The organism is Akkermansia sp. RCC_12PD (assembly GCF_036417355.1).
GTDB lineage: Bacteria > Verrucomicrobiota > Verrucomicrobiia > Verrucomicrobiales > Akkermansiaceae > Akkermansia.
Map to the genome: position 1 here is coordinate 2,104,584 of NZ_CP143889.1, position 19,616 is coordinate 2,124,199.

General features: G+C 56.2%; 16 protein-coding genes and 1 pseudogene. 3 read left to right on the top strand and 14 right to left on the bottom strand.

Annotated elements, in window-relative coordinates; genetic code table 11:
* Positions 1-4 precede the first annotated feature (4 nt).
* Genes V3C20_RS08935 through mce form a run of 3 tightly spaced genes read right to left on the bottom strand, consistent with a single transcriptional unit; the run spans position 5 to position 2,495 of the window.
* Entirely contained in the window at positions 5-451 is a 447-nt protein-coding gene (locus tag V3C20_RS08935) for an OadG family transporter subunit (protein ID WP_130084715.1), read from the bottom strand.
* A 21-nt stretch (positions 452-472) separates the two neighbouring features.
* Complete coding sequence (locus tag V3C20_RS08940; protein ID WP_130084714.1) at positions 473-2,038, bottom strand: acyl-CoA carboxylase subunit beta; 1,566 nt, start codon at positions 2,036-2,038, stop codon at positions 473-475.
* Between the two features lie 34 nt (positions 2,039-2,072).
* Positions 2,073-2,495 (bottom strand): methylmalonyl-CoA epimerase, encoded by a 423-nt coding sequence (mce, locus tag V3C20_RS08945; RefSeq protein WP_130084713.1) that lies wholly within the window; start codon positions 2,493-2,495, stop codon positions 2,073-2,075.
* Between the two features lie 162 nt (positions 2,496-2,657).
* Between mce and V3C20_RS08950 the strand changes: the two genes are divergently transcribed.
* The gene (locus V3C20_RS08950; protein ID WP_130084712.1) at positions 2,658-4,199 is read left to right on the top strand and encodes a TIGR03790 family protein; all 1,542 of its coding nucleotides are present in this window, start codon (positions 2,658-2,660) and stop codon (positions 4,197-4,199) included.
* 110 nt (positions 4,200-4,309) lie between these two features.
* On the top strand, positions 4,310-4,657 hold the full coding sequence (gene rplS / locus V3C20_RS08955; RefSeq protein ID WP_067568978.1) for a 50S ribosomal protein L19: 348 nt from the start codon (positions 4,310-4,312) through the stop codon (positions 4,655-4,657).
* Positions 4,658-4,822: 165 nt separating this feature from the next.
* Here the strand turns inward: rplS and V3C20_RS08960 are convergent, their stop codons facing one another.
* From V3C20_RS08960 to V3C20_RS09010, 11 genes are all read right to left on the bottom strand, one after another.
* Positions 4,823-5,578 (bottom strand): DUF4328 domain-containing protein, encoded by a 756-nt coding sequence (locus V3C20_RS08960; protein WP_130084711.1) that lies wholly within the window; start codon positions 5,576-5,578, stop codon positions 4,823-4,825.
* A 4-nt stretch (positions 5,579-5,582) separates the two neighbouring features.
* Positions 5,583-7,253, bottom strand: a complete 1,671-nt coding sequence (locus V3C20_RS08965) for a discoidin domain-containing protein (RefSeq protein ID WP_161981425.1) — start codon at positions 7,251-7,253, stop codon at positions 5,583-5,585.
* Positions 7,254-7,334: 81 nt separating this feature from the next.
* A complete protein-coding gene (locus tag V3C20_RS08970; RefSeq protein WP_130084709.1) occupies positions 7,335-9,074 on the bottom strand; it encodes a hypothetical protein in 1,740 nt (579 codons plus the stop codon).
* Positions 9,075-9,102: 28 nt separating this feature from the next.
* Positions 9,103-10,329, bottom strand: coding sequence for a cysteine desulfurase (locus V3C20_RS08975; RefSeq protein ID WP_130084708.1), 1,227 nt, complete (start codon positions 10,327-10,329; stop codon positions 9,103-9,105).
* Between the two features lie 2 nt (positions 10,330-10,331).
* Entirely contained in the window at positions 10,332-10,814 is a 483-nt protein-coding gene (locus tag V3C20_RS08980) for a rhodanese-like domain-containing protein (RefSeq protein WP_130084707.1), read from the bottom strand.
* A gap of 18 nt (positions 10,815-10,832) precedes the next feature.
* Positions 10,833-11,495: a DUF1573 domain-containing protein gene (locus V3C20_RS08985; protein ID WP_130084706.1), complete on the bottom strand. Its 663-nt coding sequence runs from the start codon at positions 11,493-11,495 to the stop codon at positions 10,833-10,835.
* Positions 11,496-11,502: 7 nt separating this feature from the next.
* Positions 11,503-12,276 carry a signal peptidase II gene (locus tag V3C20_RS08990; protein WP_130084705.1) on the bottom strand — a complete coding sequence of 258 codons (774 nt, stop codon included), beginning with the start codon at positions 12,274-12,276 and terminating at the stop codon, positions 11,503-11,505.
* Between the two features lie 25 nt (positions 12,277-12,301).
* Positions 12,302-15,031, bottom strand: coding sequence for an isoleucine--tRNA ligase (ileS, locus tag V3C20_RS08995; protein WP_130084704.1), 2,730 nt, complete (start codon positions 15,029-15,031; stop codon positions 12,302-12,304).
* A gap of 71 nt (positions 15,032-15,102) precedes the next feature.
* Positions 15,103-16,137 carry an alpha/beta hydrolase gene (locus tag V3C20_RS09000; RefSeq protein WP_130084703.1) on the bottom strand — a complete coding sequence of 345 codons (1,035 nt, stop codon included), beginning with the start codon at positions 16,135-16,137 and terminating at the stop codon, positions 15,103-15,105.
* Positions 16,134-17,213, bottom strand: coding sequence for a M28 family peptidase (locus tag V3C20_RS09005; RefSeq protein WP_161981426.1), 1,080 nt, complete (start codon positions 17,211-17,213; stop codon positions 16,134-16,136). Before V3C20_RS09005 ends, V3C20_RS09000 begins: the two co-directional genes overlap by 4 nt.
* Positions 17,214-17,295: 82 nt before the next feature.
* The gene (locus tag V3C20_RS09010) at positions 17,296-17,616 is read right to left on the bottom strand and encodes a DUF3784 domain-containing protein (RefSeq protein ID WP_130084701.1); all 321 of its coding nucleotides are present in this window, start codon (positions 17,614-17,616) and stop codon (positions 17,296-17,298) included.
* Between the two features lie 531 nt (positions 17,617-18,147).
* Between V3C20_RS09010 and V3C20_RS09015 the strand changes: the two are divergent.
* Positions 18,148-18,768 (top strand): annotated as a pseudogene (locus V3C20_RS09015) (IS1595 family transposase); the annotation flags it as partial.
* Positions 18,769-19,616: the final 848 nt, after the last annotated feature.

Sequence of the window (19,616 nt, forward strand, 5' to 3'; positions counted from 1 at the left end):
TTGATCACCGGGAGGGCCGGATGCGGTGGGAGGCGAAGATTTCCGCCCTGCCCGCGGCCGCATAGCCGGAACCCGGGGATTGCTTGATTTCCACGATGCGGTGGCTCATGCCGTCCAGGCCCGCATCCACGGCTGCGGAGATGACGGCCACCATTTCCGGCGTGAGCTCCGTCATGGCGGAGTCCACGGCTGCGGAGAGGAGGGCGAGCATTTCCGGAGTCATGCCCTGCTTGCCTGCGGCCGCGGTAGCGGCGGCAGGCACGGCGGCGGGGATAGCGGCCTTGGCTTTAGCCCTGTTCTGAATGGCGGCGGCTATGGAACCGCTGACAGTCAGGATGACGGCCAGGCCACCCAGGCACAGCATGACTACCATGATGCCTACAATCTGGTAGTTCAGATTGTTCATGACGTTGGCCATGCCCTGTGCGAAGGCGAGTGTTGTAAGTAGCATATGAATCCGTGAAGATGGATGTTAAAGCGGCATGTTGCCGTGCTTCTTGGCCGGGCGCACTTCCTTCTTGTTCAGCAGGGTGCGCAGGGCGAAGGCGATCTTGGCGCGGGTTTCTTCCGGATTGATGACTTCCGTGATCTGGCCCATGCCGGCGGCTACGTAGGGATTGTAGAAGGCTTCGCGGTATTCTTCCAGAAGCTCTCCCTGGCGCTTGGCCTTTTCCGCAGGGTCTTCCACGGCCTTGAGCTCGCGGCCGTAAAGCACCGGAACGGCGCCTTCCGCACCCATCACGGCGATTTCCGCGCCGGGCCAAGCGAAGACGGCGTCAGCGCCGAGGTCCTTGCAGCACATGGCGATGTACGCGCCGCCGTAGGCCTTGCGCATGATCAGGGTGACCTTGGGCACCGTGGACTGGGAATAGGCGAAGATAAGCTTGGCACCGTGGCGGATGATGCCGCCGCGTTCCTGGTTTTTGCCGGGCAGGAAGCCGGGCACGTCCACCAGGTTGACCAGGGGGGTGTTGAACGCGTTGCAGAAACGGATGAAGCGGGCGGCCTTGTCGGAGGAGTCGATGTCCAGGCACCCGGCTTTCACGTTGGGCTGGTTGGCGATGATGCCTACCACCACGCCGCAGATGCGGCCGAAGCCGACGACGATGTTTTTGGCGAAGTCCTTCTGCACTTCCAGGAAGTCTCCGTTGTCCACCAGGCGGCTGATGATGGGCTGCACGTCCAGGGGCGTGCGGTTGTCGCTGGGGATCAGGTCGTTCATGCCGCCGTCCATGCTCAGGTCCAGCGGGGTGTCCAGCTTGTGGGGAGGTTCTTCCGTGTTGTTGGCGGGCAGGAAGGACAGGAGGCGCTTCAGGATGTCCAGCGCGTGGGCGTCGCTGTCCGCGACGAAGTGGACGTTCCCGGAAACGGAAGCGTGGATGGCCGCGGAACCGATGTCGTCCATCGTGCACTTTTCATACGTCACCTGTTCGATTACCTTGGGTCCGGTGATGTACATGCCGGCGTTGCCGGAGTTGCGCATGATAATGAAGTCCGTCAGGGCCGGGGAGTAGGCCGCGCCGCCCGCGCAGGGTCCCAGGATCATGGATATCTGCGGAACCACGCCGGAGGCCAGCACGTTGTTGTAGAATACCTGCGCGTAGCCGGACAGGGCCGCCACGCCTTCCTGCAGGCGCGCGCCGCCGGAGTCGTTCACCGTCACCATCGGGATGCCGGCTTTCAGGGAGTATTTCTGCGCGTCTGCGATTTTCATGGCGTGCATGTAACCGAGGGAACCGCCCTGTGCAAGGAAGTCGGAAGCGGCGCAGGCGACGGGGCGCCCGTTCACCAGGCCGAAGCCGGAAACGACACCGTCGCCGGGGATTTCCTTCTTTTCCATGCCGAAGTTGTGGCAGTTGTGGCGCACGTGCATGCCTATTTCAGAGAAGGTGCCTTCTTCAAAAAGGTACCCCATGCGGTCGCGGGCGGTCATTTCGCCCTTTTCGTGCCTCTTGTCGATCTTTTCCTGGCCGCCGCTGAGGATTACCTTCTTGCGGCGGCTGTTCAGATCGTCAATCAATTTGGGATCAATAGCCATTTGTATAGTGATGTAGTATATTCAGGAAATATGTTTAGTGTTCGCATCCGCAGCCGCCGGGATGCTGGCAGAATTCAGTGAGCACGCCGAAGGTGCACTTGGGATGCAGGAAAGTGACCTGGGTATTGTGGGCGCCGGGCACGGGCGGATCATTCAGCACGATCAGGCCGGCATCCTTGGCCTGGGAGATGTTCCCGGCGATGTCGTTGGTCTTGAAAGCGATGTGGTGGATGCCTTCGCCCTTTTTCTCAATGGCCTTGGCAATGGCGCTTTCCGGAGAGGTGGGTTCAAGCAGTTCAATGTGGACTCCGGCAACGTCGAACATGGCGACGCGCACCTTTTGTGTGGGAACTTCCTCGATGTGGGGTTCTCCGAGGCCAAGTGCGTCACGATAATAGGGAACGGTAGCGTCAAGACTCTTGACGGCAATGCCGATATGGTCAATTTGCTGAATCATATGCGTATGGTGGTTATGAATGCAGGCATCAGCCTGCAATGCATCACGAGTCATTAAAGCGGATTTTTTTTAGAAGTGAAGCGAAAAGCGGAAAAATGGCGAAATCGCATCCGGGCCGTTTCGCCTGCTTGATTGCTTGCGCCGATCAGGTAGGATAGGGGCATGTTCAAGAGGGGATTAGCCATATTGCTGTTCCTGGCGGCTTGGTTTTCCGCCGTAGCCGCCTATGAACTCCAGCCGTCTCACGTGGCTGTGGTTTACAACGGGAAATCAATTCTGAGCCGCCGCATGGCCGTGGAGTATGCACGGGTGCGCGGCGTGCCGGAACGGAACCTCATTGCCCTGGATTGCCCCCAGGTGAACGAGATATCCAGAAAGGAGTTTGACGACCTGATCCGGCTCCCGCTGCTGAAGTCCGCGCGGGAGCAGAAGTGGTGGGTTTCTTCCGGAATTTCCTCTTCCCCCATGATGGATCGGAAGATTTTCGTGCTTCTCCTGATGTCCGACCTGCCGATGAAGATACGGCACGAGCAGCCTGTCCCGCCGCCGGGAAAGGATATCAACCAGATGAAGACGGACCGGGCCTCCGTGGATTCCGAATTGGCCCTGCTGGCGTTTGACGGCTATGAAAGGCAATCCTGGCTGGCAAATCCCTATTTCAATAAAAGGGAGGATTTTGTGGGCTCCGGGCTGCCTACGTTCCTGGTGTGCCGCATGGACGGTCTGACGGCTGCCACCTGCATGCGTCTGGTGACGGAACCTGCGGCCGTGGAAAAGAAGGGGCTGTGGGGGTGGGCCGTGGTGGACCGGGGCGGTCCCCATGCGGAGGGGGACAAATGGATGGACGCCGTGTTCAGGCGCGTCCGGGAGGCCGGGATTCCCGTGTATCTGGACGATTGGCCCCAGACGCTGCCCTCCAAATTTCCGCTGAGTCGGGACGTGGCCCTGTATTGCGGATGGTATGCGCCGGATGCGAACGGTCCGTTTGCCGATCCTTCCTTCCGCTTCCGGCCCGGAGCAGTGGCCATGCATCTTCATTCGTTCAGCGCGTCCGAGTTCAGGACGCCGGGCAGGGGTTGGAGCGCCGCCCTGCTGGAGAAAGGGGCCGACGTGACGGTGGGGAATGTGTATGAGCCTTTCCTGGGTGCGAGCCACCGCTTTGACGTGTTCGTGGACCGCCTGCTGGACGGCTATACCGTGGCGGAGGCCTCCTGGATGAGCATGTCCGTGGTTTCCTGGCAGGGTGTGGTATTCGGGGATCCTCTGTACCGTCCGTACGCCCGCATGAAAAGCATGGATGTGCAGCCTTCGGAAGAGGACCGCTATTTCCAGGGATGGTGGGCTTCCCGGCTCCAGTTCGGGGACCGCTGGCGGGAGCGGGCGGAACGCCTGCTGGAATCCGCGCGGAAGGCCCCGTCCTCCTTTCTTTATGAAGCGCTGGCCTTGGAATACCTGTACAGGAAGGAATATGTTCAGGCCGGGAACATGGTTTCCACCGCGCTAAGTTCCGCACCCGATGCCCGGGACCATTCCCGCCTTCTGCTGGAGTCCCTGCTGGTGGACCGTGCCCGGGGAGGGAACAAGGCGTGCCTGCTCCAGATGGACAGCGTCCAGGCCCGGATGCCCTCCGCGGACTTTCTGCCTGCGCTTGAGGAATGGCGCAGGAGGGTGACTCCCCCGCCGCCCGCCCCCGTTAAAAAATAAAATTGCGCCCGCATGTCAAATTTGGATTGCCTTTTAGGGGATTATGGACCATATTCTGCGTCCCGTAAGTTTTCCTTTTACTGATATTCACCAGCAACAGATAACACAAGATGAACATTATCAACAAAATCGAGCAAGAGCAACTCAAGGCGGATGTGACCCCATTTAACGTAGGTGATACCATCAAGGTTCACACTCGTGTTATTGAAGGCGGCAAGGAACGTATCCAGATTTTCCAGGGCATCGTGATCGCGAAGCGCGGTTCCGGCATCAATGAGGCGTTTACCGTCCGTAAAATTTCCTATGGCGAAGGCGTGGAACGCGTGTTCCCCCTGCACACCCCCCGCATCGCCAAGATTGAAGTGGTGAACCGCGGCAAGGTTCGCCGTGCCAAGCTTCACTATCTGCGCGGCCGCATTGGCAAGGACGCTATGATCGTCAAGTCTGCCACCCGGTAATTGGAAAGGCTGTTATATTTTGCTGGCCCGGTTCGTCGTGAGATGGACCGGGCTTTTTGCGTTTTTGTCGTTTGCTTCGTTGTGGTTCCTAGGGGGAATAGGGGGAGGTTGGGAAGAGAGGCGTTCTTTCCTTTCTGTACCCGGAACAGGCTATGGATGATTTATTCAGTTGCAGGACGGCTGCATCCGGCGGCTGCGGGCGTCCAGATAATAGATCATCAGGTTGGAAGCCAGCAGGCTTAGCATGAATACGATGCCGTTATAAAACAGAACAGGCCCCAGCATGGCGCTGAAGAGGGACTGTATGTCTTGAACGACCGGTTCCATGGGGAAGGAATCCGCCTCTTCCTGCCACCCTCCGAATGTCTCCATGAACGTGATGAATGGGTGGATCAAGGTATAAAGGAGTGTCAGGAGCGTGACGGGTACGCTGAGGGCCCAGGCTGTCCAGATGAGCACTTTTCCGGAAGTTTGGCTTGTCGGGGACAGAATGCTGTTGATGTTTAGCAGGGCTTTCACGGGCATCCACAGGTTGCCGACGGGAAGGATGAAGGAAAGAACGCATTTTGCAGGGCTGGGCTGCATGAGTTTTCCTCCAATGCGCCGGGCATCCCATGCCAGGCGGTAGATGAGCAGGAGCCAGCAGGCGAAACAGGCTATGGAAAGCGGGAACATGACCAACCCGATTTCCGAACCTGGATAGGTGATCTCCATGCCGGAGGGAATTGTATGGAGCGTCGCGAGTTCGGAAGCCATTTGCCCGATCATTTTCCGGACGGCTTCCTGAATCCAGGGACGCTGGACGAAGATGATGAAACACGTCCCGGCAATCAGGAACAGGGAAAGCGTTCCCAGCAGGAAAGGCAGCCATCTTCCCGCCCGGAAAAGAAGAGGATGAGGTCCGGGAGGGGATGAATTCATGGGGTTACTCCATTTCTTCCGGGGCTGGGGCGGGTGCCGGTTCAGCTTTTTCTTCCGGTCCGAACACTTCTACTTCCGTCAGGGCCAGTGGCCGGGCGGGGTTGGTAGATTCGATGCGCAACGCGCGCGCCTTGACCGGAGAGTCCAGCTTCCAGGTGCTGATGTTGGTGGATTTTTCCGAAGGAGTGGTGGTGAAGGTTTTTTCCGCGAGTACATTTTTTTCATTGTCGTACAGCATCACCTTGAATTCCTCCATGGTTCCCAGCAGGGTCAGGTTGGCGGGCGTATAAATGACGATTTTTTCCACGGGACGGTTGGTTTCCGCTCCGAAGTCGATGCCGAACCAGGCGCTCTTTCCTTCCACGACGCCGGTGGCGCTGATGGAAACGTCGGAAAGCCCGGAACTGGTATTTCCGTCCACGGCTTTTTCGGGTCCGTAGGCCGCCAGCATGTTGCGGGTGGAACTTTGGCGGACTTTCACGCCGGGCTGCACGCTCCAGTTGATTTCACCGGGTTCGGCGGGGACGTGGGGAGCTGATTTTTCAGGGGCAGCCGGCTGGGGCGCCGGGACTGGAGGTTGCGGAACGGAGGCTGCCGGGGCGGGAATGGCAGGGACTGCGGGCGCATGGTGGCGCGCTTCCTTGGCCGCCTTGTTGGCTTTCCGCACGACATCGGCTTTCGCCTCGTTTGCCTTTTGCACCTGTTCGTTGTAATCGCTGCGTATTTTCGCCACATCCTTCTTGTACAGGATGCAGGTATACGTCAGCACGATGCCCACGATCAGGGCCGGAATAAGATAATAATAAACATTTGACTGCCCCTTCCCCGATCCATTCAGGGCTATTGCGGGCTGGACGGCCGACTTTGCCGGCGCTGCGGAGATACCCCCGGCAGGGCGGGCGATGGCTTTGTCCAGGTCTGTGATGAATTCCCCCATGTCCCGGTAACGTTCCCGGGGAGATGGATTGATGGCGCGAGAGACTACGGCGTCCACTTCATCACTGCACCGAATCAGGGAGGAAGGCATGGCAAACTGTGCCTCTAGGGGAGTAGTGCGGGTCAACAGGAGGTAAAGCGTCAGCCCCAGGGCGTAGATATCCATGCCCGGAGTGAATGCGGGTTCCGCTCCCGTGACCCATTCCGGGGAGGCGAAGTCCCCCATGTCCACGGGAGGCTGGGCAGGATAAATATTGATGGGCAGCAGCAGCGCATCTCCGCCGTCGGGGCGCACGGTGATCTGTTTGGGCGTGATGCCTCCATGAAAGATCCCTTTCCGGTGCAGGGTCAGCAGGCCCTCCGCCAGGTTGCGGATAATCGTGAGTGCCGTCTGCGGCTTGATTTGCGGAATTTTTTCTATGTCCGCCAGGCGCGGATAGGGGGAATGGGCGGAGATGATGAAGGTGAAGGACCCGGCCTGTCCTACTTCATAAACGCGGAGAAGGCCCTGGTGGGATTGCTCCACAATGGCGCGGGAACGGATAACGAACTCGGGCGTCCAGCCGAAGACGTCCGCTTCTTCCGTAGGAACCAGCCTCAGGATAACGGGGGCGAAGTTGGACTTGAGCGTAGCGGAAAAAATTTGCTGCGGGCCTTTTGTTCCAATAAGCTGGATGTTTTCCAACTGGGGAAAGAGATTGGAAATCTGGTCCAGGGAAAGGAAGTCGTCGGAAGGCATGGAAGAGGGGAATTGTATTGGCGAATATTCTAGCTTAAAATCACCCGTGGAGGCAACTCCATAAGCAGGCATTTATGCCCGTTACGGTCTTTTCAGGATAATAGGAGGGGCGGGGTTGGTCTGCCAGACGGGCACGGCGGCGTTTGCTTCCGTTTCTTCCAGCACTTTTTTGCCCTTTACGTTGACGAGGTGTTCCCGGAGGATTCTGCGCAATTCCACTGCCGCGGCGGGATCGTCCTGAACGCTGTGTCCGGATGGGACGATTTTTTCGCTGACGCTCCAGTCCAAATGGGAGGAGCGGTATTTCACGATGCCGTCCGAGGAGTAGGGAGTGTTGTTTTTTCCTCTGTCCCCGATAATGGAATGGACCGGAATGGACGGATCGCAGCGTAGCTCGGACATATATTTGACCAGCGAGGAGTGCGGGGAAAGCTGGCGGATGCTGGTGAGTTCGTCTTTCAGTTGCAGAGGATTGAGCAGGAACATGCCCCGGCTGAGGGTTGCAATGCGGGTGGCTTCCTCGAGCACATCGGAGGGGAGGTCGATCAGGCGCTGGCCCAGACGGCCTATCCAGTTGTCCGCAAAGGTGGAGCCGCGGTGGGGAGTGGCCATGTACACGATGCGCGTGACTCCTTTGGCCGGGGTGAAAATGAAGTTGTTATGGAGCTGTTCCAGCGTATGGTCGTCGCAGTTCAGCGGGGTGAGCCCTTCCTTCCAGTTGTCCGCAGTCATGCTTTCAAAGGTTTCCGGAGGGAGTTCAAACAATCCTTTCATGAGGATCCACGGCTTGGTGGATGTGTTGAAGCGGGTGATGAGGCCGCCCATGGAATGCCCCACCATGACGATGTTGTTCATTTCCCTGGAGGCGCCGAGGGAATTGTATTCCTGAGTGAGTTCCGCCAGCGCGGCGCGCTGCCTGCCTGCCGGAATGGTCCAGGCCAGGCCGGAAGGGTAGCCGAAGAACCAGAACTGGTAGTTTTCCCGGATGACGGGGTCCACCAGCAGGCGGTTGGTGAGATTGGCAAAGGTAGCGGGGCCGGACATCAGACCGTGGGTGAAGAGGACGGGAATTTTCTTCGGATCGTAGGGTTCGGAGAAATAAAGTCCCATGGTGCTGATGGCCTTTTTGGGCCGGAAGGCGCCCAGCAGTTCCGTGCCGTCTGCGTCGGAGAGCTTCCAGAAAAGGGCGATCGGGACGGAAAAGTTGGCAGCCAGAGGCTGGCGCACCTTGTGGCGGCCGATGAGGATGTGCTCGTTCATCAAGCGAGGCAGGGTGCGGAGAGTGGGCTTTCCGTCCACCATGCGGTCAAAGTCCAGGATGGCCGTCAGGGTATGCACGTTGCCGTTGTCCCGGAGCATGTTCGCGTGGGGGCGGGAGGCCCCTTCCGGAGCCAGTCCCGCCAAGGGGATGCCCATTCCCTCCACGGTGACGGTTTCCCGCAGGCGGTAGGTGGGGTCCACTTCGTCGGACATGAAGATGGCTTCGTAATGCCAGGGATTGCTGTCCCTGGCATAGGGAGATTTTTCAATGACAAAGGGGAGGCTTTGGCGGGTGGCTTCGTCCATGCCGCCGTTGCGGCTGGCCTGCTTGAGGTGGGAGGCGAGTTTCCGGATGCAGGCGTTGTATTTTTTTCTGGCTTCCGGCCATTCATGGCTGCGTCTTGGGGATGAAAGAACGAGCCATGCCTCGCGGGCTTCCTGGATAGCCAGCGCATCGTCCTGATAATGGGTGTAGGGAGGCTTCTGCAGCTGACTGTGCACGGAACAGCCGGAGAGTCCCAGCATGAGGCCGAGAAGAATGACGAGAGAAGCCGTATTCATGGAGGGATGGACGGAGGGTGGGAATGGATCAGGAAAGCATTTCCAGCGCCCTGTTCATGGATTGGAGGAAGGTTTTCACTTCCTCTTCCGTGTTGTACAGGGCGAATGAGGCGCGGGTGGTTCCCGTGGTTCCCAATGAGCACATGAGAGGCTGGCAGCAGTGGTGCCCGGTGCGCACGGCTATTCCCATCTGGTCCAGAAGGGTTCCCAGATCGTAGTGGTGGATGCCCTCCGCCAGTACGGAAACGACGGCGTTGTGCGGCACATCCGGGGCCAGCACGGTCAGCTGCGGCATGGCCTTCAGTCCCTCCACGGCCATGTCCGTGAGCTTTTGTTCATGAGCGGCGATGTTGTGCAACCCCAGCCCGGATACGTAGTCCATGGCGGCGGCCATGGCGACGGCTCCTTCAATGTTGGGGGTGCCTGCCTCATATTTGAAGGGGATATCGTTGTAAACGGTTTTTTCAAAGGTGACTTCCTTGATCATTTCGCCGCCGCCCATCCACGGCGGGAGCTGCTCCAGAAGTTCCCTCTTTCCCCACAGGGCGCCGATTCCGGTGGGAGCGTACAGCTTGTGGCCGGAAAAGGCGTAAAAATCGCAGCCAAGTTCCTGAACGTCGACTTTCATGTGGGAGACGGCCTGCGCACCGTCTACCAGAACGATAGTGTCCGGCCTGTTTTGTTTGGCTAGGGCGGTGATTTCCCGAATGGGATTGACCGTTCCGAGCGTGTTGGAGACATGCCCGATGGCCACGATGCGGGTCCGGGAGGAAAGCAGCCGCTGATAGGCCTCCATGTCCAGCATCTGGTCCGGCATCAGGGGTATGACGCGGAGGACCGCGCCCGTGCGTTCGCAGAGCATCTGCCACGGGACGATGTTGGAATGGTGTTCGGCCGCGGACAGGATGACTTCATCCCCGGGTTTGACCATCCCGGATTTGGCAATTGTGTCCGCCGCCAGGTTGATGCCCATGGTACAGCCGGAGGTGAACAGGAGTTCCGCCGTTTCCGGAGCGTTGATGAATCCGGCGGCTGTTTCCCGCGCCTGTTCGTGCGCTTCCGTGGCCAGCTGGCTCAGGTAATGGGAGCCGCGGTGGACGTTGGCGTTCTGCGTTTCATAATAGCGTCGGGAGGCGTCCAGGACGACCAGCGGCTTTTGAGTGGTGGCCGCGTTATCCAGGTAAATAAGCGGTTTGCCGTGCACCTGGGTTTCCAGAATCGGAAACTGGGCGCGGATGGTTGCTGTATCAAGCATGGTTATTGTACAAGTGAAGGTTCTTTGCGCAGTTCGTCCCAGCCGCCTTCCAGAATGAAGACGGGCGCCCGGATGCCGTATTCCGGCTTTTTAAGTTCGTTAGCTACGGCTGTGCTGGAATTGCAGTCCCTGCTGCAGAAAATGACGATGCAGTATCCCTTGTCCTCCGCCGTCATCAGAGCTTCCATGGCATTGGCAAGCAGTTCCTGGTAATTGTCGTCCGCAGGGCGCACGGGATAAACGGGGGCCTGTGTAATGGTGTGGCGTTCGAAGTCGTCCTGCTTTCTGGCGTCTATCCAGACGATTTTTCCCGGCCAGTCCTTCAGCAGCTGGGAAAGGCAGACGTGCCCTTCCTCCAGCAATTCCGGATTGCAGGGCGGCGTGCGCAGCGGCTGGATGACGCGCAGGTCCAGCACGGCTATCCCCACGGCCAGAAGAAGTATGACCAGCAGAAGTTTCAGGGCGGTGGAAAAGGCGTCTCTCATGGCGGGGTATGATGGGAATCAGTCTTCCTTGATGGTCAGGAATCCCATTTGCCGCTTGTAGCGCGGAACAGTGGAGTCCGTCCGCACCCAGATGGTATTGAAAGCCGGCTTGTCCGTAGATTTGGGAGTGACGATGATTTTGTATTCCTTCCCTTTTTGAACGGTGACGGGCTCGTAGTCAAAAGCGTCCCCCGTCAGGTCAACCGTTGTCAGGTTGACGGGCAGTTCCTTGGAGATGGTGATGTGGATGGTCTTGGGGGTGGAAGGGGCCCCCTTCGTCCATTCCAGCTTGCGGGGCTCCATGCGGATGATATCCGGAATCTGTGCCCGGATGATCAGCTTGTAGGTGGAGCCGTTGGCGTGTACGGTCATGTCTTTGTCCACCGTACCGGAAAAATTGCCGGTTTTCATCACGGCTGTCACGGTTCCGGATTCCCCCGGAGCGTAAGTCAGCTTGTTGTCCGTGACCCCGGCGGTGGTGCAGTCACAGGAGACGTTGATTTTGCTGATGGTGACGGGAACGCCGGAAGTATTGGTGAAGGGGAACGCCGCCGTGATGCTGTCCTGGGCCGGGGCCACCTTGACGGGGACGACCATTTCCTTGAAGGACAGCTCATCCTTGCCGGAAGCGGCGCTTCCGCACAACAGCAGGCCTGACAGGATGAAAGTCCGCAAGGTCATGATCGTTTCAGGATGGGGTTGCCTCTTTGCTGCGGGAAGAGAAGATGCTGGCGATGAAGAAGATGATCGCCGCCACGAAGATGCAGGAATCCGCCACGTTGAAGGCTGGCCAGCGGTAGTTGATTACGGGAAGGGTGACGTCGATGAAGTCCACCACATAGCCGTTCAGCAGCTTGGTGAAGAAGCCGTGCGGCTGTTCGTAGGGAAGCAGGAACCCCTGCAGGAGGCGGTCCGTCAGATTGCCGGCCACACCTGCCAGCAGAAGCACGTACGCAAGCTTGAGCCATACCGTATGGAAAAAGTTTTTCCGGTATAGTATGATGAGGGCGATGATTGCCAGCACGGGAATGCCCAGGAAAACGTAGCTGGACCAGGCCGTTCCGTTCCCCAGGCCGAAGGCCACACCCGTATTGTGCACCCTGGTGATGTTTACCGTTCCATCAAGGAAGGTGATGGGCTCCAGATCCCGGAGGCGGTTCAGTGCGTCCACTGAATTCTGATTCAGGTCGGTATATCGTGCCATGTCTTCAGCAGGTACGGGACCGTTGGTGAAGAAATCGATGATGCCGTCGGCATGAACGTGCTGAAACCCCGGAAAATCGGGTATATAAGCATACTTGTGGGCATGCTCGTCCACATAATTCAGCGGAAAGCGATGGATGATCCACAGCTTGCTGACCTGGTCCAAAATGTACAGCCCCACGCCCAGCAGGCTCCACCAGAGCCAGCCGAGGTTTTTCTTTGTGCGGGGAGCGGAGTCCGTTTCCGTCTGGTTGTCCATGAGTCAGGGAAGGATTGTTTACGGTTCAGGAAAGTACTTCCGAGCAGCGTTCGCAGACATCTGTACCCTCTTCTTCAGGTTCATACCGGCGGCATCTTGGGCACATGGCGTGTTCCGTCCTGAGGGCAGTAGCGGCCAGTTCCGGACCGGTCTGGACACTCAAGCCCGCAATGATGAAGAATTCCGTGCAGAAGGCGCGGTCTTCCAGCAGGGCCACCACGTCCTCGCTTTCATTGGCGGGGACGGTGAGCCGGATGTCCGCTTCATTATTTTTGGAGAAGGTTTTGGCCTTTACCTGCTCTTCGATCGCCACCTGGATGACGGATTTGATTTCCAGCAGGCGGGAGACGACGGAGGAGGCTTCCTGCGTATCATATTCCGGCATGGGGACGGGGAAGTCCTGTTCATGCACGCTGCCTTCATAACCGGCGTATTCCCAGGCTTCGTCCGCCGTAAAGGCCAGGATGGGGGCCAGCAGGCGGCACAGGGCCTTGAAGATGATGGTCATGGCCGTCAGCGTGGCGCGGCGGCGCACGGAAGTGACGGAGTCGCAGTAAAGGCGGTCCTTCGTGGTGTCCACATACAGCGCGGACAGGTCGCTCGTGCAGAATTGGTTAATGACGCTGAACGCCTTGCGGAAGTCATAGGCCTCATAAGCCTTGAGCGTTTCACGGATAACGGCGTTGAGGCGTTCCAGAATCCAGCGGTCCAGGATGGGCATGTGTTCCGGAGAGACGGCCTGAGCGGCAAAGTCGAACCCGTTGATGTTGCCCAGCAGGATGCGCAGGGTGTTGCGCAGGCGGCGGTAAGGTTCCGTGACCTGCTTGAAGAGGTCTTCCCCGAAGGGGACCTCATTTTGCCAGTCTACGGAGGCGGCCCACAGGCGCACGATGTCCGCGCCGTACTTGTCGTAGTAATAGGCGGCGTCGATGGGCTTGCCACTCTTGGCGTCAGACTTGGAAGTCTTTTTCCCGGTGTCCTTGTCCACCACGAATCCGTGGGTCATCACAGCCTTGTACGGAGCCGTGCCGCGCCAGGCGACGGAAAGCATCAGGGAACTCTGGAACCAGCCGCGGTGCTGGTCCGTGGCTTCCAGGTACAGGTCCGCAGGGGCGTCCAGGCCGGGGCGGGAATCCATGACGGCCATGTGGGAGCTGCCGGAATCAATCCAGACGTCCAGTGTGTCCTTGCCCTTTTTCCAGTTTTTGGGAAGGCCCAGGCGTTCGCACAGGGCTTCGTCGGAAAGTTCAAACCAGATGTTGGAGCCGTGGGATTCCACCATGTCCGCGATTTTGCGCACCAGCGCGGCGTCCAGAATGGCTTTGCCGTCTTCGTCAAAAAAGACGGGAAGCGGGACGCCCCACGTGCGCTGGCGGGAGATGCACCAGTCCGGACGGGCTTCCACGGTACCGTAAATGCGGTTGCGGCCCCAGGCGGGCAGCCATTGCACCTTGTCAATCTGTTCCAGAGCTTGCGGGCGCAGCTTGTCCATGGAAATGAAGAATTGTTCCACCGCGCGGAAGATGATGGGTGTTTTAGAACGCCAGCAGTGCGGATATTGGTGGCGGTATTCCTCCACGCCGAAGAGATTGTTGTCCTTTTCCAGCATGGCGATGACGTCCTTGTTGGCGTCAAACACGTGTTTCCCCACCAGGGCGGGAACACCCACTTCTTCCGTGTATTTGCCGTCGTCGTCCACAGGGGAAAGAACGGGCAGCCCGTACTGGCGCCCCGCGTTGTAGTCGTCCGCACCGTGGCCGGGAGCGATGTGGACCGCGCCGGTGCCGGTGTCCGTCGTGACAAAATCCGCCAAAATGATTTTGGATGTGCGGGAGAGGAAGGGATGCCGGGCTTCGCAGTTTTCCAGTTCCGCCCCCTGGAATTCACGAATGGTTTCCGCGAGGGCCCAGCCCGTTTTCTGCGCGAACGCATCCAGAAGCTCTTTCACGATGATGAGGGTTTCCGTCTGGCCGTCCTTCATGAATTTTCCGGCCACATACGTGAAGCGCGGATGAAGGGCGATGCCTACGTTGGCGGGCAGTGTCCACGGAGTGGTGGTCCAGATGACCATGGAAGCCTTCAGCCCCAGGGGATTGTCCAGCAGCGGGAAGCGGACGAAAACGGAAGGACTGACCTTTTCCTTGTAGTCGATTTCCGCTTCCGCCAAGGCCGTATAAGCGCCGTAGGACCACTGCACGGGTTTGCGACTCTGGTACACGGCTCCGTCTTCCACCAGTTTGGCGAAGACACGCAGGATGTTGGCTTCATAGGCCGGGTCCATCGTCAGGTAGGGGTGCTCCCAGTCGCCGAAAACGCCCAGGCGGCGAAAGGAAGTCCGTTGAATGTCGATGAAGCCCTTGGCAAATTCTACGCAGCGGCGGCGGATTTCCGCGGCGTCCAGGTCGCGGGCCTTCTGCACCACCTTGAATTCGATGGGGAGGCCGTGGCAATCCCAGCCGGGAATGTACGGGGCGGCATAGCCGGCCATGGTTTTGGACTTGAGGACCAGATCCTTCAGAATTTTATTCAGGGCCGTGCCCATGTGCACGTCGCCATTGGCGAAGGGGGGGCCGTCGTGAAGGAGGAAACGGGGTGCGCCCTGTTCTATCCTGCGGGACAAAATTCGTTCGTACAGCCCGGTGTCTTCCCACTTTTTCAGGCGTACGGGTTCGTTTTTCGTCAAGTCTCCCCTCATCGGGAAGCCGGTCTTCGGCAACAGGATGGTGTCTTTATAATTTTTTTCGGGCGCACTCATGCCCGGAAAAAGTATCACCCGGTCCGTTTCCGGTCAACCCCGCGGTGCGGCACAGCCCGGACCTATGCCGTTCATTCCTCCCGCTTTCCGGAAGAATCCACCTCCGCGGTATTATCCGTTCCGCGGCTCGAGGCGTCGGCTGGCAGGATTTTCCGTTCGGAAAGCCATTTTTCGGCGTCCTCCGGCCACCGGTCGGTTGGATTGCCGCGCTTCTCCATGCCGTAGCCGTGCCCTCCCTTGGAATAAAGGCGCAATGTCACGGGAACTGCTTTGTCCCGGCAGGCCTTTTCCATGAATTTGCTGTTGGCGGAGGCTACGCCGTCATCCTGGGCGTGAACGAGGAAGACGGGCGGCGTGTTTGGCGTAACCTGCCGTTCGGAGGAGCACAATTCTTCCAAAGACGGGTCGGGCTTGGAGCCGATGATTTTGTTGCGCGTGCCCGGATGAGTATCTTTTGGGGCCATCGTGATAACGGGATAAATCAGCATGGCAAAATCCGGACGGGCGGAGACGGATCTGAGGGGATTGTCCGCTTCTTCCGGAAGTGTCTTGTTCCACAGTGTAGCGGCCATGGCGGCCAGATGGCCTCCTGCGGAAAAGCCCATGACGCCGATTTTTCCGGGATCGACGCCGAGTTTCCCGGCATGCTTGCGCGTCAGGCGCAGGGCCTGCCGGGCATCCAGCAGGGGGCCGGGAAATTTGCCTATGGCATTGTTTTCCTGGGAAACGCGGTACTTGACGACCACACCCACCATGCCATGCTCCGCCGCCCATCGGGCGATGTGCGCGCCTTCCTTGTCAATGGCCATGAGGGCGTAGCCTCCGCCCGGAAAGATGCACAGGGCCGGGCGTTTGTCCCGGGAGCGCCACCCGGCGGGAAAATAAAACTGCATTTGCGCTTTCCCCACGTCCGTGACCCTGGTGGGATCAATGTATTTTTCCTGCATGTCCGCCGCCTTGAGTTCCAGAGGAATCCCGTTGGAGACAAAGGAGGACTTCCCGGATTCCGCGGGCAATTTTTTGAGAGTGGCGGAAAAGGAATCCGCACCGGACGAGGCGGGAACAAAAATCAGCGAGACGGCGCAAAAAAGGGATGGAATGTTCATGGTTTGCTGGCAATGGAAATGATGAGTCCGGCAAGTCCCTGAACGACTTCCGCAAACTGGGGATAGTCCAGTTTCTCGGCCGTGTCGCTGGTTTCATGGTAGTCGTCGCAGCGGAGGAAGGCCGTATCCGTAACGGCAAAGGAGGGAATGCCCTCCTTCATGTAGCCCCAGTCGTCGGACCAGGAAACGCCATTCGTGTAATAGGGGAAGGAGGCGGAACGCACCGGGAACCGGCTCAGGGCGGCAAACTCGTCGGCACAGGAACGAGCGAAGTTTTTCCCCGTATTGGTGGACAGGAAAGCCACATAGTCGCAACGGTCCGGCAGTCCGGCCAGTCCGGCGACCACGGCCGACTTGCGCTTCTTGTTCACCCGCGGAGAATAGCAGCCAAGCGTTTCCAGGGCGATCATGCCGATGACCTTGTCTTTTCCCGGCCGGGCGGCGATGGATTTGGCGTGTACCACGCTGCCCATGGCGGGGGTTTGGTAAAAGGGCGGTTCCTCGTTGGCATAAGCTGCCAGGCAGACGTCGTGAAGAGTGTCGGAGACCGCCAGAATCCGGGCCACTTCCAGCAGGGCGGCTACGCCGGAAGCGTTGTCATTGGCTCCGGGCGTGCCCGTGCGGGAAGGTCTTGCGGGGCCGTGGTCGTGCCAGTTGTCCATGCCCACCTTGGTATCGTAATGCGCGCCGATGATGAGTGTTTTCGCGTTGGGGGAGCTGCCTTTCTTCGTGGCAATGATGTTGTACACGGTTCTGTCGCGCACGGCTCCGTATTCCCCGGAGCGGGGAATACGCACGGCCTGGCGCGTGACGGCATAACCCATTCCGGCCAGGGCCTGTTCAATGTATTGGGCGGAACGTTCCATGGTTCCTGCCTTGTAGGCGTTGCGTTCCCCGATAGTATCTGCCAGTTGGAACACATGCGTTCTCAAACGCTCTTCCGTTTGTTCCGTGTTCGGAATATTGCCGGAGCCGCAGGGCTGGAACAGCCGGGTGCAACAGGGGAGGGACAGGAGGAGGGCCATGACGGCCAGGACTGGAAGAAGGCACAGAGAGAGAAGAAGGGGCCGGTTCATAAGGGCGGAAGCGATTGAAACCATGCTAGCCCTGCGGGCGTCTGCTGTCAATGAACATGTTCCGCCGTCCGGAGGCTGGAGGTTATTTCCTGAACCTGTTCCCGGTACTGGCGTAAATGACGGCGAATGTAATAGCGGCGACAAAAAGAAACACGGCGATGGAAAGAAGTACGGGACTTTCCAGAATGGTGCTGATGATGCTGAGCAGCATGCAGAAAGCCAGGAAAAACATCAACTTGCCGGCGAAGCGGCACAGGGCGCGTTCATCGTACCGTTCTTTTTTCTCTCGGCTCATCAGATTATAACCGGCAATCAGAAAGGAGCATTTCTCCATGGAAAGAATGATTCCAAGGAAGATGAAAACTCCCATTATGACGACAGGTATCAGAAGAGGGGCATCCATAAAGCCGTAACGGATATTAGTGGCGTTTATTCTTTGCCGATTCCAAGGGGAAGGCAAGCTGCCAGTTCGACTTTAAAGACATACGCTTGAAAAAGGCATCTTTTATCAGGGAAAGGTCTGTTTTTGAAAAGAGAAAGAATATCGGCCTATCCTGTCGGGTTCTCCGTCCGTCAGAACAGGAAAACCGGATGAAAATGATATGAGGCCTGGCGTGGGTAATCAGAAATTCTCTGTTTTACATCTGCGTCGTTTACATGCACTAATTGTCTCTTTGCCTTCTGCTTCCAAAGATGATAAGCCACAAAAAATAGCTCAAGCATGCATTAGTTTCAATATGATTTTCATCACACTCAATAAGTATGCCTTCGTACAATAAATATATTTCAGCCTGATAACCCTTGGAACTGGCAATAGTTAGTTTTCTCCTATATAATTTTATGGTACATGTATCGCCTGACTTAGTTTTGACAATTATTTTTGGCTCAAGAGTACTTTAGCGTCATGCATGGAGATGTAATTTATTCTCTATGAGTGCGCAATAGATATATTTTTCGTTCCCATATTTCAGAGAAGAAGTTTAGAGAACTTATTCGTTTGTTTTCTCTTGATATTGAGGCCTCAAAAATATCAGTTTTCACAGGCATCAGTCGCAAAACAATCAATAAAATACTTCATGCCATCAGAGTAAGACTTGCCGAGCTATGTGAAGAGCAAGCCATTTTCTCGCAAGGAGTCTTTGAATGTGATGAGAGCTATTTTGGAGCCAGGCGCATTAGAGGTAAAAGAGGTCGGGGAGCAGCCGGTAAAATCATTGTTTTTGGCATCTATGAAAGATACACGGGAAGAGTTTATACATGTATCGCGCCCAACGTAAAAAGTCAGACACTAATTGAGATTATACGGAAGAAGATTCCCTTGAACTCGACAATCTATACCGATGGATTCCGTAGTTATTTGCCTCTTGCTCGATATGGATACCTCAAGCATGAAAGTATTGATCATGGCAAAAACGAATGGGCTCGGAATCAAATCCATGTGAATGGTATTGAAGGTTTTTGGGGCGTGTCAAAGACAAGGATGAGCAAGTTTAGAGGGCTCAGAGTATCTTTATTTTCTCTTCATCTCAAAGAATCTGAATACAGATTTAATCATTGACATGAAAATCTCTACCAACTCATTTTAACGAACCTTCGGAAAACTCCGCTAAAGTACTCTTGAACCAAATTCAAAAAAAGTATGGACGGGATAATTTTTTAAAGGAACTATTTACTTTAGTCTTGTATCAGTCGTTTTGGCTGCCTCTCCTGCCAATTTATTACCGAATATCAGCGTTAGCACCAATGCAACATTCCAACAAGATTATTCTACATAATTCCGATTTTTTAAATTATTATTTTGGTAGGAATTTTATTTTGCTTGTTGAAGAGAAAAATAAATAACTAAAGATGAATTTTTATATGATGATATCCATTATTTTTTAGTTAAAATTTATTCTCATAAAAATATGGGAATACATTATTATTTGACCAGTAGGAGCCATTAACCAATAATACATATTATCGTCATATTGTAATAAGTTGACGAGTGTAATAACTAATATAAAGGAAATTATAAAAATAATCGTTTTTTTAATGATGTTTTTCCGTTTTACAATATTTTTGAATATTAAATTTTCTATGAAAATAATAAAAAATCCAAATATTAGTGGAATAATATAGATGAGAGATAAATTAATATCTTCGTGATAATATGATTCTGGCTGTGTTTCAATTATAGGAAAAAAGATTAAAACGGAGTTGAAAATCATATAAATGAAACACAAGTTACTTATTTTTAAGCTCATATTTTATAATATTAACTATGAAATAGACGTTTAATTTTTATATTACAACAACATTCGCAATCTTTAGAACTTCCTTCGTTAAGGCAAGCTAGATCAGCTTCCAAATCTTTTAGAGAGTCAGCTATGACTCTTCCTAACTGAGCATCGGAAATGCTTC

Coding starts and splice junctions, on each gene's coding strand:
- V3C20_RS08940 (WP_130084714.1), bottom strand. CDS start 2,038: ATGGCTATTGATCCCAAATTGATTGACGATCTGAACAGCCGCCGCAAG.
- V3C20_RS08985 (WP_130084706.1), bottom strand. CDS start 11,495: ATGACCTTGCGGACTTTCATCCTGTCAGGCCTGCTGTTGTGCGGAAGC.
- V3C20_RS08975 (WP_130084708.1), bottom strand. CDS start 10,329: ATGCTTGATACAGCAACCATCCGCGCCCAGTTTCCGATTCTGGAAACC.
- V3C20_RS08980 (WP_130084707.1), bottom strand. CDS start 10,814: ATGAGAGACGCCTTTTCCACCGCCCTGAAACTTCTGCTGGTCATACTT.
- rplS (WP_067568978.1), top strand. CDS start 4,310: ATGAACATTATCAACAAAATCGAGCAAGAGCAACTCAAGGCGGATGTG.
- V3C20_RS09005 (WP_161981426.1), bottom strand. CDS start 17,213: ATGAACCGGCCCCTTCTTCTCTCTCTGTGCCTTCTTCCAGTCCTGGCC.
- ileS (WP_130084704.1), bottom strand. CDS start 15,031: ATGAGTGCGCCCGAAAAAAATTATAAAGACACCATCCTGTTGCCGAAG.
- V3C20_RS09010 (WP_130084701.1), bottom strand. CDS start 17,616: ATGGATGCCCCTCTTCTGATACCTGTCGTCATAATGGGAGTTTTCATC.
- V3C20_RS08990 (WP_130084705.1), bottom strand. CDS start 12,276: ATGGACAACCAGACGGAAACGGACTCCGCTCCCCGCACAAAGAAAAAC.
- V3C20_RS08970 (WP_130084709.1), bottom strand. CDS start 9,074: ATGAATACGGCTTCTCTCGTCATTCTTCTCGGCCTCATGCTGGGACTC.
- V3C20_RS08950 (WP_130084712.1), top strand. CDS start 2,658: ATGTTCAAGAGGGGATTAGCCATATTGCTGTTCCTGGCGGCTTGGTTT.
- V3C20_RS09000 (WP_130084703.1), bottom strand. CDS start 16,137: ATGAACATTCCATCCCTTTTTTGCGCCGTCTCGCTGATTTTTGTTCCC.
- V3C20_RS08960 (WP_130084711.1), bottom strand. CDS start 5,578: ATGAATTCATCCCCTCCCGGACCTCATCCTCTTCTTTTCCGGGCGGGA.
- mce (WP_130084713.1), bottom strand. CDS start 2,495: ATGATTCAGCAAATTGACCATATCGGCATTGCCGTCAAGAGTCTTGAC.
- V3C20_RS08935 (WP_130084715.1), bottom strand. CDS start 451: ATGCTACTTACAACACTCGCCTTCGCACAGGGCATGGCCAACGTCATG.
- V3C20_RS08965 (WP_161981425.1), bottom strand. CDS start 7,253: ATGCCTTCCGACGACTTCCTTTCCCTGGACCAGATTTCCAATCTCTTT.